Origin of the sequence: Sediminibacillus dalangtanensis, from assembly GCF_017792025.1 — a bacterium.
In the GTDB taxonomy this organism is placed as follows: domain Bacteria; phylum Bacillota; class Bacilli; order Bacillales; family Amphibacillaceae; genus Sediminibacillus; species Sediminibacillus dalangtanensis.
This window is the reverse complement of the sequence record NZ_CP046956.1, coordinates 2,794,784-2,810,525: the sequence shown is the minus strand read 5'-3', so window position 1 is coordinate 2,810,525 and position 15,742 is coordinate 2,794,784. Positions and strand designations below refer to the sequence as shown.

The window sequence follows — 15,742 nt, the reverse complement described above, 5'->3', positions numbered from 1 at the left end:
ATGGCCAAAAATCAAAGTGAAGTGAGCGGTGTCTTCACATCGGGAAGCAAGAGCAAGCCATCGACGATCAAACCGAAGAATCCGTTCACCCATCCCTTGTTATTGGGGAGTATTTTTCCGGCTTTGTTGGTGGTTGTGTGGGAAGTGTTAAGCCGTTTGGAAGTTTTTCCTGCCTACCAGCTTCCTGCACCGTCCGTTATTTTAGAGACAATTGTCGGGATGGCGGAAGATGGCACGCTCTGGGGGCATGTCGGCATCACCAGCTACCGGGTGTTGATGGGCTTTCTGCTAGGAACGGCAGCAGCCGTGGCGCTCGGTTCGTTGGTCGGATTTTATAAACATGCCGAAGCGCTATTCGATCCGCTTATCCAAGCATTTCGTTCGATCCCTTCTCTTGCCTGGGTCCCGTTGTTCATTTTATGGATGGGAATCGGCGAGCCATCGAAAATTGCCATGATTGCGGTCGGTGTCTTTTTTCCAGTCTATTTAAATATTGTCAGTGGCATCGGCGGCGTCGATCGAAAGTTAATCGAGGTAGGGAAAATGTATGGATTGAATACATTTCAGCTGGTACGAAGGATCATTCTTCCGGCATCTTTGCCTTCTTTTTTGGTCGGACTTCGTAGCGGTCTCGGATTGGGGTGGATGTTTGTCGTGGCAGCAGAGCTGATGGGCGCGAGCCAGGGTCTTGGATACTTGCTGGTCGTCGGCCAGAACACGCTCGCTCCGGAAACGATTATCGCGAGTATTGTCTTGTTCGCAATAATCGGAAAGCTGTCGGATTGGGTACTGAAAATACTGGAGACCCGGACTTTGCATTGGCAAGATCGGGCTGCAAAATCGTAAGGAGGTAAAGCGGTGAGTCTTCAATTAGAAAGAGTGGGAAGGACGTTTGCAGGAAAAGCAGCTGTCGAGGATGTTTCCTTCCGAGCGGAACCTGGTGAGATCATCGGTCTTCTCGGAACGAGCGGCTGCGGCAAAAGCACCCTGTTGCGTGCCATCTCCGGACTGGATACCGAATTTGACGGCGTGATCGAAATCAATAATAAGAAAGTGGACGACATACAGAAGACGGCTGGGTTTATGTTCCAGGAGCCTCGTTTGCTGCCTTGGTTGAATGTACTCGACAATGTCACCTTCGGTCTGGGGGGAAACAGAGAGGAAAAACAAAAGAAGGCAGGCCGTTACTTGGAAAGTGTCGGACTTGCCGGCAGTGAAAAATTGTATCCGAAACAACTTTCAGGCGGGATGGCCCAGCGGGTGGCGATTGCACGTGCACTGGCCACTTCACCGGAAATTTTGCTGCTGGATGAACCGTTCAGTGCCCTCGATGCGTTTACCAAAATGCAGCTGCAGGATTTGCTGCTTGAAGTGTGGAGGGATTATCAGTCGACAATGGTGCTGGTAACCCATGACGTGGATGAAGCTGCTTATTTATGCGACCGCATCATCGTGCTGCGTGGCCAGCCGGGCAAGGTGGAACGGGAGATCACGATCTCCGAACCGAGACCGAGAGAAAGAGGAAGCAGTGAGCAGGCTGCTTATAAAGCGGAAATACTTGCCAGCTTGGACTTAACAACCGAGACAGCTTGACCAAGCTGGATACATAGAGGAGGTACAACATGACAGGAAATGATGGGAAAATACTTAAAGCCGATAAAGGTGTACACAACTTAACAGACTATCGCCGTGTGGCTGCGGAATTCTCCTGGGAGCAAGCCGCAGAACAACTAAGTCTTTCCAAAACCGGCAAATGGAATGCCGCTTACGAAACGATCGATCGTCACGTTGCCGAAGGGTATGGCAAAAAGACTGCTTTGTATTTTGTCCAGGAAGCATCCAACGAGAGCTTCACGTTCGCCGAGGTAAAAGAAAAAACAGATCATTATGCACAGGTATTGAAGGAACAGGGTGTCAGCAAAGGAGATCGCGTGTTTGTTTTCCTTCCGAAAACCCCTGCTTGTTATTTTTCCATTCTGGCCATTATTAAGATTGGGGCTATTGCCGGTCCGTTGTTCGAAGCATTTATGGAAGAGGCCGTAAAAGACAGGATCAATGATTGCAGTGGAACTTTTTTGATTACGGATAATGAACTTGTCCATCGTGTACCGCAATCAGAAATCCCCAGCTTACAGACCGTATTGCTGGTTGATCAAATCGAAGCAGCCAAACCGACTGCTGTGACGGGAGAAGAGCTGGTTGAATGGGTCGATCCCGAGGACGGCATGTTGATTCATTACACAAGCGGATCGACAGGAAAGCCAAAAGGTGTGTTGCACGCACACAGGGCTGTCGTCCATCACTTTCAATCCGGACACTGGGTACTGGATATTCAGGAGGACGATGTATATTGGTGTACCTCCCATCCCGGCTGGGTTACAGGCAGTGTGTATGGTTTGTTCGCTCCATGGCTGAACCGGGCGGCTGTTGTCATCCAGTCGGGTCGTTTTCGGGCGGAAAACTGGTATCAAATCATCGCAGACTTCGGTGTCACGATTTGGTACAGTGCACCTACCGCTTTCCGTATGCTGATGGCACAAGGAGAGTTATATAAACAATATAACCTGAAGTCGCTGCGGCATATTTTAAGCGTAGGGGAACCATTGAATCCCGAAGTTATCAACTGGGCCTGGGATAACTTATCACTGCGGATTCATGATACCTGGTGGATGACCGAAACGGGTGGCCATTTGATCGTCAATCTTCCATCAGAACCGATAAAGCCAGGATCGATGGGGCGCCCGTTCCCTGGAATTACGGTCGGTATATTGGACGAAAGCGGGAAAGAGCTTCCTCCAGGCTCGATTGGCCAGCTTGCAGTTAAAACGCCGTGGCCAGGATTAATGAAAGAGATTTGGGGAAACCAGAGTAAATTTGCTTCTTATTTTCTATATGAAGGCTGGTATGTCTCCGGCGATCTGGCGATACAGGATGAAGATGGCTATATCTTTTTCCAGGGTAGAAGCGATGACATGATCAATTCAGCCGGAGAGCGGATCGGGCCGTTCGAAGTGGAAAGCAAGTTGATCGAACATCCTGCCGTTGCAGAAGCGGGAGTGATCGGTAAGCCGGATCCCCTGCGTGGCGAACTGGTAAAAGCATTTATCACCTTGCGTTCCGGTTACGTTGAAACGCCTGAATTGCTTGAGGAACTGCGCGTATTTGTTAAAACAAACTTAGCAGCACATGCCGCTCCACGGGAAATAGAAGTAGTTGCAGAACTGCCGAAAACAAAGATAAGCGGAAAAATTTTGCGCAGGGAACTAAAGCAGCGGGAGCTCGACAAGCTTAGTGCAACCTCTTAACTCAGCTTGAAGGAACAGGAGGAAAAGTATGAAGACGATCAAAGTGGCTTTGCTCGGCTTTGGGACAGTAGGCAGCAGTGTTTACCAAACCCTCCAATCACGACAAAGCAAGCTCGAAAGATTAATAGGAAGAAAAGTGGAAATTGTCGGCGTCTTGATTCAGGACGAAACAAAACAACGTGATATCGCCGATGGTATTTTGGTAACCTCTTCCTTCGAAGAGCTGATCAATGTCTGCGAAATCGACGTGATCATCGAAGCAATAAACGGCATAGAACCTGGAGCCGGTTATTTGCAGAGCGTCTTGGAAAAAGGAATCCATGTGGTGACCGCCAATAAAGAGCTCCTTGCTCATGAAGGGAAATCATTGCGGGAAACCGCCGATAAGGGGCACGCACAGTTGAAATATGAAGCAGCGGTTGCAGGGGGCGTCCCGATAATAGGGACCCTGCAGCAGCTGTTGCAAGTAAATCATATTTCCAACGTAGAAGCCATTTTGAATGGGACATCCAATTACATCCTGACCGAAATTGCAGACAACAAGGTCAGCTTTCAAGAAGCATTACACGCCGCCCAAGAGCTAGGATATGCTGAAGCAGACCCCGGGAATGACGTTGATGGATGGGATGCCTTTTATAAGCTGATGATTTTGAGCGATTTATTGCTTGGAAATCAGCCTGACTGGACGCAGGTGACACGGCGTGGAATACGCAGCATCACGCTTGCCGACATCCAGGCTGTCGAAACGGCCGGTTGGAAAATCAAGCATATTGCCAGTCTTCAGGTCCATGAAGGGAAAGCACGGCTTCGTGTCGAGCCGATGGCGGTGTCGCAAGGACATCCACTGTATGAGGTAGCGGGAGTGGATAATGCTGTTTCCATCGACGGTGATCTTGCAGGCAACTTAAAACTACAGGGACCGGGGGCCGGAGCACTTCCTACTGCTAGTGCAATCGTAGAAGATTTCGTCCAGTTGTATAAGGAGACAGACAACAGAAAAGCAATAATGGATACGACATTTTCTGCGGAAGATCCCAGTCGTTTGCAGGATTGGCTGATCATGGCTCCGTCCATACCGAAAACTGCTGCTGTTAAACAGCGTTGGAGTGGCAAGCAAGCTAACAGCAACACTTACCTTGTTTCCGCTACTGCAGAAGAGCTGGAGAACTTGCTGCAGGCCGGTAGAATCAGCAATTACTTTAGATTGGCAGGGGCTGGTCGGGAGATACAGGATACTGTTCCGGTTTTGACGTGAATGGTTGTTTATTGGCGATTATAACAGTGACTTTACCAGGCTAAAGAAAGTATAGGATAATGAAAAAGCTGTTAGGTAGTGGATAATATGATTGATATTATCCACTATTTTTTTTGGCATTGATCTATAAGAAGGGTGAATGAAAACAGGCGCTCGTCCCCGTCTAAATCAGAATGATCCTTTCCGATATTATCTATGTTTGAAACGTAAAAAGCCCCGATAGAACACTCTGTTGGGGCTTATTTTAGCGTTTGAATTTTATTGAGTTCTTAGTATCCCATTTACTTGTAACCAAAACTAGATAAAAAGTCAGGGATTATATATTTACTTAATAATAGTTGGAATGTTTCTTAACCAACAAACCGCCGCTTTTACTAGTGCCAAGTAGTTGAAGGATCTCCCTTATTACGTAGTAGACTCATATTGCGAAGGGAATTATTTCCATAATAGCAGGAAATAGGATCAATAATGCTTTTTCTTCTGGTATGATTTAAATAAGAAGATATATGAAATTGTGAAATTATTCACTTAAACTAACGGAAATTTTAAGTGAAGAAAAAATAATAAAACATCTAAAATTTCCTCAAATTTTATGAAGTGTATTTGAAAAATGAGGATGCTAGAAAATTTTTGTTAGAATATTTACCTTAAAATTAATAATCCCTTGTTAAGTTAACAGGGTTCTTCCATATTAGAGAAGGCTGCGAAAATAATGGCAGTCTTTTTTATATAAAAAAATGGAACCTTTTTTAATGTAAATACATCTTACTTTTGAAATAACAAAATATAAAAATGAAAGGGGGCAAATTCTTGAATAAGAAGGAAGTTTTAGAAGAATGGATTGATAAGTATACGCAACGTCTTGTTAGGGTTGCTTATTCTTATGTCAAGGATTGGCTGAAAGCAGAAGATAACGTACAAGATGCATTAATTAAAGCATATCATTCAATGGACCAATTAGAGAATAAAGGAGATCCCTTTCCTTGGCTTGCGAGAATTGTGATTAATGAATGTAAAAGTTCGTTTAGAAAATCTTGGCGTGAAATCATATCTGACTTTTTACCTGAAAAGAAACAAGAAAGCAGTGAAGAATCATATCTCCGAAGTGTTCAAGAAGAAGAAGTACATAACGCCGTCCTTAATCTTCCAAAACATTATAGTATGACTATTACACTCTTCTATTTTGAAGAGCTTTCAATTAAGCAAATATCGAACATTTTAAATTTAAGTATTGGAACGGTTAAATCTAGACTTGCCCGTGGTCGTGAATTATTAAGCAGGCAAATTGAGGAGGATAAATATGAAGGAAAAAGAATTAAGGTCAGCAAAAACGTACTTTGAACATCAGGTAGATATTGAAGAGTTTAAAAAAAATACATTTGAAAAATTAGAGAAAAATAGTTATATACAACAAACTAATATAGTAAATAGAAGAAGAAAAAGTTACCCGAAGTGGATACTTGCTGCAGCTGCTTCAGTAATGATAATTGGTTCAGCGTTTACGTTCGGTGGTACTCACATTACGAACGCTGCTGAAACGTTAATCAACCAATTATTTGGTTCAAAAGAAAATTTAATGCAAGCTTATCCAGAGGAGAGTCAAGGAGAATTAGATTTTTTTGACAGACACTTAGAAATAGCAAAAGAAAATTTAACAGAAAAAGAGTTCAACGATTATACCCAATTATATAAGGAGCAGACCGAGATACTTAATAGGATACAAAAAGAAAATAGAGAAAATCCTAATGCTGAAGAAGAACTGAAATTAGATCAAATTCAAGAATCAATGGAAACTTACGAAAACAAATTTCAAACAACCGAGGCTAAACAAATGGCAAGCTTCCCTTTTACTAAACCAAAATATTTGCCAGAAGGATATACAAAAAATGGGGAAAGCTATCCGATGCAAAACTCAAATAGTGAACCAGCTGTTTCATTAGATTTTAGCAATGGAGAGTTTGTGTTTTGGACAAAACAGGTGAATATAAATCAAAAAGATTTCCTTGCGGATATGCAGGAGACTGGTCTTTTCAAAAAAGACACAACCTATAGACTAAATGGATTTCAGTTTGATTATATTTCCACAAAAGATAAAAGTGTTGGTATGAAGTACGGTATGAGGGTTACTGTACCAGAAAAAGGTTACAAAATTGTATTGTTTGCAGAATCATTGTCAAAAGAAGAAATGGAAAAAGTATTGCTGTCTATGGTAGAAGATTAATTTGACTTTTCCAAATGGGGCTATTCTAATATTAGGAACCGTCAAACTAATCTAACTGAGGGGATCGCTAAAAAAGCAGTCGCTTTCTATATTCAATTAACCGTGCAGCATTCCTGTAATAAAATCTAAGTTTGTTAAGAAGTTTATTTAAACTAACGGGTAGCTAATGTTAAAGAAGAATGCCATTTGCAGCACAGTACAAATATACTGTTGACTAATCAAGGAGACGATAATGTTTATCAAGTAATCGTCTCCTCGTAGTTGACATTGTACTGCCCAAAAAATAACTTTATATGTGCAATAATGTACTTGGAATTAAAAAGTTTTTTATCAGGTGGGTTATCAATAAACGTGTCAGTTATGGAATAACTTTTTGTTAAAATAACAGAGGATTGAAAGTGCTTATTTCTCCCGAAAACATACTAAAGTTAACCGAACCATGATTTGATCAGGCTTCGTTAATAGTTTGTTTGGGTTTAGAAAGTCGTTCATAGGATTGGTTAGCATTTATTAATATATAACACTGAAAGGCAGTTACAACCATTAATAGAAGGAGGAGATAATTAACGCCTACATGCGTTAATAGTAATCCTCCGATCCAAGGCCCAATGGCATTTGCAAGATTTCCGCCAGCATAGATGATGGAGAAATAAGTTGCTTTTAAATGACGTGGAGCACTTTTGGCCATGATGGCCTGCTTTTTTGGTGCTACAATAATTTCTCCAAGCGTAATAAGCGCAAATGCGAAATACCATGACCATGTTTGGTTATATAGAAAAAACAAAGATAAAAATCCAACGAAGTATAAACCATTTCCGAATATAAACGCTACATTATTGTTCATACGATCAATATACTGAGCTATGATTGGCTGAACTATCACAATGATCCCTGTCATCATGGAGACTAGTGTTCCAAATATCTGTATCCCATTCTCAAAAGAACCATTTAAAAATTGAGCGAAATTGGAATCATCCTGAGCTTCAATAAAATAGATTAAAAATGAACTTATGGTCATTAATATTAATGTTCGGTCCTTAAATAATAGTTTGAAAACAGAGCCTTTAGCATCAGTATCTTTTTTCTCTTCGGTGTTATTATGATCTTGTAAGATAGCTCCCGTTTTTCTGAACAAAAGTAACATTGTTCCGGCAATTAATAGCAGTACAAAAGCAAACAGTCCTATTGGTATCTCATAATTTCCGCCTGCAATAACGGCCACACCGATAAGTGGTCCCAAAGCACCACCAAGGTTAATTCCCCAGTAATTATAGCTGAATATCTTTTCTGTATGAGATTCGGGTGCATGTATAGCAAGAATAGCATTACTGGTCGAGTTATAAATTGCCCATCCTACTCCTGCGAATACGGAAAAAACTGCTATGGCATAATAGTTTGGTACAATTATGTAACCAACAAGACTAACTGCGGGTACAATCAAAGCAAACGGGTACATACGATGGACCCCGAATTTATCTCCCAATCTCCCTCCAAGAATGCTGAAAATCAATGAGCTTAGCGGGGAAATTCCAATCAATATCCCGACCTCTGAAGGATTAAGATTCAATTTTTCACTGAAATAGATGGCTATAAAAGGCATTGCCATAAAACGTGTAATATTAAATACAACGTTTGACAACAGCATAGACCATACTAGTACAGAAAACTGTTGAAATGCCTTCGTTTGCCATTTAACCATGCTCATCTTCCTCGTCTTCGTTAGCCTTGAAAAAAGGAGCCTTCATTTGAAAACCAAAGGTGGATACATAGTACCATTTACTGTTTTCTCCTTTGTCTGTCATTTCCTGTAATTCTTCTAATAATGCTTGATACTTTGTAACCCAATGTCTAAACTTTTCTTCGGTTGTTTGTACTTCTAATTGACTGGCTACCTTGTCCCACTCTTTAGGATCTTCAGAATCAGTAATAAAAGCGTCATCTGGAGCCTCCAAGGCACGTTCTTTTGTCCGGTCTATTGCAGTAAGCGTCATAATCTTTCCGCTTTCACCCTGAATGGTTTGATAAGGCAGTAAATCTTTTGCTGGGATAAAACTTCTTGCCACTGCTCTATAGAGTTTTTCAGTCATATTTCGTTTCTTTGACTCACTAACTAAATAGATTAAATTGTTCTTTTCAAGGTCTTTTAAATGATAATGAATTTTTTGCCTGGGCACATCCAATAACTGAGATAATTGTTGTCCGGAATAAGAGTTTTCAATTAATAAATGTAGTATTTTCACACGTAATGGATCACTCAGCGCTTTCAATTGTTCCAGTTGTGTAAGAATAAGTACGCTCTGCTTCACATTAAGTCCACCTTTTTTGACTTGTCAATTTTATTTGACATGAATATAACCATAATTTGTATTTTTGTCAATTGATTTTGCTATTTTCGCATAGATTGTTGCTTTCTTGACCAATACTGTATAAAGGTTGATATAATGCAGTCTAAGGAGGCGTTCAAGTATGTGGAAGGATGTATATGAAGAATTCAGCGAATTAACGAAATCAGAGCAAATGGCTTTATTTGATGCTATGAAACAGGATTTGTTTCCAGAAGAGCCTGACAAAATCACAAAACTACTAAAGACCATTCGGGAAGCACGATTTTCTACGGGTATGGCTTGTGTTCATTGTGGAAGTATGTCTGTTAAGCGTAATGGTAAATATCGTACTCGCCAACGCTATTTATGTAAGGATTGCAATAGGACATTCAATGATATGACGAATACTCCATTTGCAGGTTCACGATACCCTGGAAAATGGGTGAAATACATTGAACTAATGGTAGATGGATTTACTCTGCCTAAAATCGCTGAAAAACTTCAAATACACATTTCCACTGCATTTTATTGGAGACATAAAATCTTGAACGCATTAGGAAGTCTTGGGTTCAATCAATTGCAAGGTATCATTGAAAGTGACGAAACCTTCTTTCGTGAGTCATTAAAAGGTCGAAGAGAAATCACTCACAGAAAAGCCAAGAAACGTGGAGAAAAAGACAAGAAAAGGGGTATTTCTAACCTTAAAATTGCTGTTGTAGTAGCACAAGATAGGAACGGCAATATGATTGCTCGAAAAGCAGGAACAGGGCGTGTTAAAGCCGAAGAAATTGACACTGTGATAGGTGAATATATTCACCCATCTGCTTTGTTATGCACAGATACATCCACAAACTATAAGAAGTTTGCCAAACTGAAGGGACTCATACACGAAACAGTCAATGAACGCCAGAAACAACGTGTTAAGAAAGGGATATATCATATCCAACACGTTAATAACTTTCACAATCGCTTGAAAGGGTGGTTGGAACGATTTCAAGGGGTTGGAACATATTATTTGGACAACTATCTCTATTGGTTCCGTTGGCTCGAATTAGGGAAGGATTTAGCATTTGATAAACGAGTAGAACAAATGCTTATTTCAGCGTGTCAAAAATCTAATCATACTACAGTTGAAATGTTAAAAAGTGCATAAGAAAAGACCTCCGATAAAGAGGTCAGTCGATAAAAATACTTACTTTTTGTCTGTAAATGAACGAACCAATATCGTTCCTGCTAAAACCGATAAAATCATATGCGTTTCAGGTAATAAGAAGATGTTGGGGTAAATGTCCTGTGATACTCCATACCACTTCACCCAATAGATATTTGGTATAAACACAAGGACAGACAAGATTACTGTTGGAATAAGAAGTTTCCAGTTAAAGTTAAACTGCCCTTTTAAAAGGCTCCTTAAACCTTTCCATTCCATCAATACACCAAATAGGAACGCCCACAAAGACATTGCTATAAGTAGGGTTTTTGTATCTTCTGATGCCCTTTGTGACGCTATTTGAAGGTCATAGTAATTACCAACCATTAAGTAAAGTAAAATTATCATTCCTACAATCACTGCTGAAACACCCAATATCTTTTTTAGAATAGTAAAATCTCCCTTAATATATTCATGCGAAATAGATATCCTAAAGTTTCAAACTTACTTTAATTTTATCAGAAAATTTAACTTATACAAATATTGTTCTAAAAACAACAATCTTTTAGAAAACAGCCATTGATTTTGACAAGACAAAGTTATTTTACATAAAGAAGAAATTTATCCCATTTATCTTTCTGGATAATGATCGTGAAAAGACAATTTAATTTGTGAAGTGGAAACTTAAGTTTAGGAGACCTACTTTTTATTAGCCTGTTATAACAATCCTCCGCAAGCGGGCGCTAATCTTGAATTAGTAAGACGGAAAACAACAGAACTACTTATTGCACAGTACAACGTTACTGGTAACTGAATAGTTTTCGTTAGAGAAAAACACTCTTTTAGGGTGATTGTTTCGTCGTATAAGACTCTTACTGCTCATTAATAACAGGATTTATTGCTGCGCAGGACAAAAATACTGTGAAATAAAAATTAAGCTTCAGTAATCAGGCGAGTTTACTGAGGGGAAAAAGGGTTAATCGACGAGGAAAAGAATGAATTAAGAGTTGATAATGACAATGTTAATTAACATATTATAGCATCAGCGAGCTGTAGAAGTTGTTATTGGTCTAATAAAAAAGGTACTTGATTACCATTTAGAGTTCCGTTTTCGGTGGAGAAACATACGAAAATGGATTTTTTCGTTTACAATAAAGTACGGGTTTGGGAGATCTTTTTGATCGAACTTTATTATAAACCACCTAACAATAATTGTTTTAAATGAGACGAACTCTATTGTACAAGCAGATTTATTGGTTCAAGCTATACTCGAGACTGTTTTATAGGTTGTATTCGTGAAATTGAGAATTTTCAATAGGATAAAACTTTTAAAAGGTATGGATGATCAAACTTTATTCTATAGTTAAATCTGTAATATTCCTTTACAAGAATATTCTTATAGAGGTATACTATAAAATGAGAGAAGTTGAGAAGGGAGGAACGTATTAGTAATCTTGGTTAGGTGGTGGAACAATTCGTGAATCAAACTTTATTAAATACACTTGCAGAGCCCAATCGATTTCGAATTGTAGAATATTTGAAGGAAGGCCCCCGAACAGTTGGGGAAATTTCCGACCATCTACAAATTCGTCAACCTCAGGCATCTAAACATCTTCGAGTTCTCAATGAAGCGAAAATTGTGGAAGTACAAGCAGAAGCTAATCGACGTATTTATAAACTGCGTCCTGAACCATTTTACGCATTGGAGGAGTGGCTGGTTTCATATCGAAATATTTGGGAAGACCGATTCGAACGCTTGGACACTTATTTCAGCGATTTGCAAAAAAAGAATGGTGAAAATGATTAATGATAGCGAAATGGAACCTTCGATATGAATACCATTTATAAGACGGTATTGTCTGATTGAAGGTGCAGGTCAAACGGATGATCGTCTGAAAAGGAACAATTAACAATCGGTTGAAACTGGAACTGGCAGTCTAATGAAAGAAAGGAGGATTAATCATGAACGATCATAAACGTATCCATGAAACGACTTCGCGAGTGGAAGGACGGGAACTTGTGATTGAACGTATCTTTGATGCACCGAGAGAACTTGTGTTTAAAGTCTTTACAGATCCGGACCATTTAGAAAATTGGTGGGGACCGGAAGGGTGGACGACGACAAATTATAAGACAGATATTCAACCAGGAGGTGTCTGGCATTTCTGCATGCGTTCCTCTGACGGACAAGAATCGTGGGGAAAGGCATTATATCATGAAATTGATGTGCCTGAGCGAATTGTCTATACAGATGTTTTCTCTAATGAAGAAGGAAATACGGTTGAAAGTATGCCGGAAATGCTGGTTACATTGACCTTTATCGAATATAAAGGGAAGACGAAGATCGTTAACCGTACGCGTTTCGCTTCTGAAAAACAGTTGGAATCTATTATTGACATGGGCGTTGTTCAAGGATTTACAGAAATGTGGAATTGTCTCGAAAAACATCTCCAAACCATCCAAAGAAGTAAGCAAAGATGAGCTGAAATCCACAAGAGTAATCGAATTACCAAATGTAATGCATCTCAGGTTTCAGGTATTAAAAAAAATATATGAGGAGAATGAACATGAGAAAAATTATTGTAACAGAATTTCTTACACTTGATGGTGTCATGGAAGATCCAGGTGGTGGTGATGAATCTGAGTACGGTGGATGGAGTGCCCAGTTCTGGAGTAAGGAAGCGGAGGAGTTTAAGCATGATGAACTATTTGCAAGTGACGCACTCTTACTGGGACGTGTAACCTATCAAGGATTTGCGGCTGCATGGCCAGCGATGACAGATGATACAGGATTTGCTGAAAGAATGAACAATGTTCCAAAGTATGTTGTTTCAACAACACTGGAGGAAGTAGAATGGAATAATTCGAGGCTGATTAAAGGTAATTTAGCAGAAGAAATATCTAAGTTAAAGCAGGAGCCTGGTCAAGATATTACAGTTCATGGCAGTGGTCAATTAGTTAATTCCCTGATGCAGTATGACCTCATTGATGAATACAGACTCATGATTCATCCAGTTGTTGTAGGTGGTGGGAAACGTCTATTTAAAGAGAATTCACATGCGAAAAATTTGAGTCTTGTAGAGACGCACACGTTTAAATCCGGCATAGTCGTGTTAATTTATAAGTCTGTTTAACAGATTTATTCGGGTTATTATTAGTAGTAAAGAAAGCTTCCACATCTTTTTGTTCAATCAAAAGTGCTACTTAATTTTAATATCACTGTAGTGATGACAATATGACGATCGACCATTAATAAAGAAGATTGGAATATGAAGAGAAGGCTTCTTCAACTATAGGGTGTTTATGTTGAACAAGAACAACTAATATTATAAGGCGATTTGCTGCATAGTACAATAATATTAGTCACTAAATATGTAGTTTAACCCGATCACTTTTTAAGTGATCTTTTTTTCTAAGTTGACTTAAGCTGCACAACATTTTTTTATAATTATGGAAATTAAGAACAATAATTCATTATCTTTTGGTAGAACTTTAGTATGAAAATTTATGATATTGAGAAGGTGTGCACTTAAACTAAAGATACAAGTTAGTTTAAGAGTCCAGATTGAACATTGTACTGCAATCGGCCAGTTTACTGAACAAGCAAAATAAATCTTTTTAAGTTCTTTCTGTTTGAATTACTTGTTCCTAACGGTTATTTTTTCATTTTACTGCCATTCAGTTGATTGATAAAACAAGTTTTTCCAGATTCTTTTTACCCGCTTACAATATTTTATCTATCCCATTTTTCGGTGTATTCAAAATTGTTCATCACCTTTATGCACCATTTACATTTTTAGAGCTAAAACCGGAACTGTATAAATAATAAAGTCCGTACTTCAATTCTTAATGTAATCCAATGAATGGTAATCACTGTTTTCTAAACTTTGGCTTTTTATAATGCATTAAATTTAATTTCATAACAGAACTGGAGTTTTCTATAATAATCATTTTCTACAAAGTCTGTTGGTTTTATTTTGGTTGAGGTATTGTGAAAATATTCGATTTCTGCAAACTTTAAGATTTCATAGACAAATTGAGAACAAAACATAATATTAGGTCTAACCGAAAATTTCGTTACAAGTCCAATAAGATTGTAGGCACTGCCTACTTCGTTAATCTCTCTAATTTTATCGATAACTGCCTGCTTTTTTTCCCTTGGTGTTGGTATTTTATAAACCATTATCGACGCGTCATCTTTTTTGTTAAAGAACACCAGCTGTTCACGATTTAATCCTGGAGGAGCCACATTTTCTCCACCGTTATAACTTATAATTGTTTTTAACTCTCTATCAAAACTCAATGACACATGATTATATGCTTTATTAGTAAACAATGAAATCAGTTCACTTGCAGGACTTCCAGTACTAGAAATAATAATGTACAGATGCTTGTCATCCAGGCTTTTTTCACATTCCTCAAAATACTGATTAGTTAAGGTGTTTTTGTTTAAATAATTAGTGTAACTATGTCTTGGAATATCCTTTACAATCTCATTCAAATTTTCTTTAGATAATGAACTAGTCCCTTTTCTAACGTTAGTTTTAAATACGATTCCTCTTTCATGAATCTTTTTGATCATTTCAAAACTTATAGATGATGCGTCCTTTAAAGATAATTGATGTTGAAGTGTATACAAATAATTTAGATACGATACAAAATAAGGCGCAAAAATAAAGAAAATGGCAACAAACTTCTTCAACATAAATTGGCCCCAAAATTCATTACCTGAAAAAACAAATGATGTAATAAAGACCTGTTGTGCAATCATTATTACTAGATAAATTACTGAGAAAATGATCTTTGTATAAGTCTTATTTGGTGATAGCCACATTTGTCCTGCTAGAATAAATGCGGAAACTGCATATATTACTGCGAATGGGACTAATGTTTCTGCTGAGATTAAAAGAATAAATAATAGAAAAGGGAACCATTGAATTAATCGTATATATATCTTTTTTATACTCAAAGCTTTTCTCTCCTTGCATCGGTCATAATTAGTAATTTTTATTGTCCAATTTAGTTTCAAGTGCTCGCATTCAGCAATAACTTCCTAGTTTACCGGACTAGAGTCATTGAGTTACTTCACCTTTTGTGCACGTATTAATTCGCTTTTGAAAGTGTCAATGCGTGATTGACATAGGCAATGCTTAAAATGATACTTATTCTGATAACTTTAATCATTTCAGGATCATGAATCCATGGTGCAGTTTTTGAAACACCATAAATAAAATTTGCAGAAAGGTCGAACAGCAATAAAGGCCCAAATTTCACTTGTATATGATTACAGCAAGACTTGGCAGCCTGTTATAAACCAAAAAGATTCACATAAAAATCGCCGCTGCGAGAGGCATCCAACAAAGAGAACTACAATATATAAATCCTAAGACAGAACCAAGAATAATAAGAATCATCGTTGAATCCCAAATTGGCACAATCACAATAAGTATAAGTTGCAATAAGGGGGCAATACTCATGAGTTCTTTT

Annotated in this window: 14 protein-coding genes; 10 read left to right on the top strand and 4 right to left on the bottom strand. The window is 38.7% G+C overall.

Features of this window, described 5'->3' with window-relative positions:
- From ERJ70_RS14115 to ERJ70_RS14090, 6 genes are all read left to right on the top strand, one after another.
- A complete protein-coding gene (locus ERJ70_RS14115) occupies positions 1–846 on the top strand; it encodes an ABC transporter permease (protein ID WP_209365459.1) in 846 nt (281 codons plus the stop codon).
- Positions 847–858: 12 nt separating this feature from the next.
- Positions 859–1,593, top strand: coding sequence for an ABC transporter ATP-binding protein (locus ERJ70_RS14110; protein ID WP_209365458.1), 735 nt, complete (start codon positions 859–861; stop codon positions 1,591–1,593).
- A gap of 29 nt (positions 1,594–1,622) precedes the next feature.
- Complete coding sequence (gene acsA / locus ERJ70_RS14105) at positions 1,623–3,305, top strand: acetate--CoA ligase (protein ID WP_209365457.1); 1,683 nt, start codon at positions 1,623–1,625, stop codon at positions 3,303–3,305.
- A gap of 28 nt (positions 3,306–3,333) precedes the next feature.
- The gene (locus ERJ70_RS14100; protein WP_209365456.1) at positions 3,334–4,560 is read left to right on the top strand and encodes a homoserine dehydrogenase; all 1,227 of its coding nucleotides are present in this window, start codon (positions 3,334–3,336) and stop codon (positions 4,558–4,560) included.
- Between the two features lie 810 nt (positions 4,561–5,370).
- Positions 5,371–5,901: an RNA polymerase sigma factor gene (locus tag ERJ70_RS14095; protein ID WP_209365455.1), complete on the top strand. Its 531-nt coding sequence runs from the start codon at positions 5,371–5,373 to the stop codon at positions 5,899–5,901.
- On the top strand, positions 5,861–6,781 hold the full coding sequence (locus ERJ70_RS14090) for a hypothetical protein (protein ID WP_209365454.1): 921 nt from the start codon (positions 5,861–5,863) through the stop codon (positions 6,779–6,781). The genes ERJ70_RS14095 and ERJ70_RS14090 overlap by 41 nt, the downstream gene beginning before the upstream one ends.
- Before the next feature lie 448 nt (positions 6,782–7,229).
- On the opposite strand, the gene ERJ70_RS14085 is transcribed toward ERJ70_RS14090, so the two are convergent.
- Both ERJ70_RS14085 and ERJ70_RS14080 read right to left on the bottom strand, forming a co-directional pair.
- Entirely contained in the window at positions 7,230–8,480 is a 1,251-nt protein-coding gene (locus ERJ70_RS14085; protein ID WP_209365453.1) for an MFS transporter, read from the bottom strand.
- Positions 8,473–9,087 (bottom strand): ArsR/SmtB family transcription factor, encoded by a 615-nt coding sequence (locus ERJ70_RS14080; RefSeq protein WP_209365452.1) that lies wholly within the window; start codon positions 9,085–9,087, stop codon positions 8,473–8,475. The genes ERJ70_RS14085 and ERJ70_RS14080 overlap by 8 nt, the downstream gene beginning before the upstream one ends.
- Before the next feature lie 160 nt (positions 9,088–9,247).
- Between ERJ70_RS14080 and ERJ70_RS14075 the strand changes: the two genes are divergently transcribed.
- Positions 9,248–10,258: an IS1595 family transposase gene (locus tag ERJ70_RS14075; RefSeq protein ID WP_209365451.1), complete on the top strand. Its 1,011-nt coding sequence runs from the start codon at positions 9,248–9,250 to the stop codon at positions 10,256–10,258.
- Between the two features lie 39 nt (positions 10,259–10,297).
- Here ERJ70_RS14075 and ERJ70_RS14070 read toward each other — a convergent pair whose 3' ends face one another.
- The gene (locus tag ERJ70_RS14070) at positions 10,298–10,675 is read right to left on the bottom strand and encodes a hypothetical protein (protein ID WP_209365450.1); all 378 of its coding nucleotides are present in this window, start codon (positions 10,673–10,675) and stop codon (positions 10,298–10,300) included.
- Between the two features lie 1,057 nt (positions 10,676–11,732).
- Between ERJ70_RS14070 and ERJ70_RS14065 the strand changes: the two genes are divergently transcribed.
- The 3 genes from ERJ70_RS14065 to ERJ70_RS14055 all read left to right on the top strand — a co-directional run bounded on the left by ERJ70_RS14065 (position 11,733) and on the right by ERJ70_RS14055 (position 13,389).
- Positions 11,733–12,062: an ArsR/SmtB family transcription factor gene (locus ERJ70_RS14065; RefSeq protein WP_209365449.1), complete on the top strand. Its 330-nt coding sequence runs from the start codon at positions 11,733–11,735 to the stop codon at positions 12,060–12,062.
- Between the two features lie 155 nt (positions 12,063–12,217).
- Positions 12,218–12,736 carry an SRPBCC family protein gene (locus ERJ70_RS14060; RefSeq protein WP_209365448.1) on the top strand — a complete coding sequence of 173 codons (519 nt, stop codon included), beginning with the start codon at positions 12,218–12,220 and terminating at the stop codon, positions 12,734–12,736.
- 86 nt (positions 12,737–12,822) lie between these two features.
- A complete protein-coding gene (locus ERJ70_RS14055; protein ID WP_209365447.1) occupies positions 12,823–13,389 on the top strand; it encodes a dihydrofolate reductase family protein in 567 nt (188 codons plus the stop codon).
- Positions 13,390–14,150: 761 nt separating this feature from the next.
- Here the strand turns inward: ERJ70_RS14055 and ERJ70_RS14050 are convergent.
- A complete protein-coding gene (locus tag ERJ70_RS14050; protein WP_209365446.1) occupies positions 14,151–15,224 on the bottom strand; it encodes a hypothetical protein in 1,074 nt (357 codons plus the stop codon).
- Positions 15,225–15,742 lie beyond the last annotated feature (518 nt).

Excerpts from the sequence above, each read along its gene's own strand:
- ERJ70_RS14115 (WP_209365459.1), top strand. The coding sequence starts at position 1 with ATGGCCAAAAATCAAAGTGAAGTGAGCGGTGTCTTCACATCGGGAAGC.
- acsA (WP_209365457.1), top strand. The coding sequence starts at position 1,623 with ATGACAGGAAATGATGGGAAAATACTTAAAGCCGATAAAGGTGTACAC.
- ERJ70_RS14100 (WP_209365456.1), top strand. The coding sequence starts at position 3,334 with ATGAAGACGATCAAAGTGGCTTTGCTCGGCTTTGGGACAGTAGGCAGC.
- ERJ70_RS14090 (WP_209365454.1), top strand. The coding sequence starts at position 5,861 with ATGAAGGAAAAAGAATTAAGGTCAGCAAAAACGTACTTTGAACATCAG.
- ERJ70_RS14085 (WP_209365453.1), bottom strand. The coding sequence starts at position 8,480 with ATGGTTAAATGGCAAACGAAGGCATTTCAACAGTTTTCTGTACTAGTA.
- ERJ70_RS14075 (WP_209365451.1), top strand. The coding sequence starts at position 9,248 with ATGTGGAAGGATGTATATGAAGAATTCAGCGAATTAACGAAATCAGAG.
- ERJ70_RS14060 (WP_209365448.1), top strand. The coding sequence starts at position 12,218 with ATGAACGATCATAAACGTATCCATGAAACGACTTCGCGAGTGGAAGGA.
- ERJ70_RS14055 (WP_209365447.1), top strand. The coding sequence starts at position 12,823 with ATGAGAAAAATTATTGTAACAGAATTTCTTACACTTGATGGTGTCATG.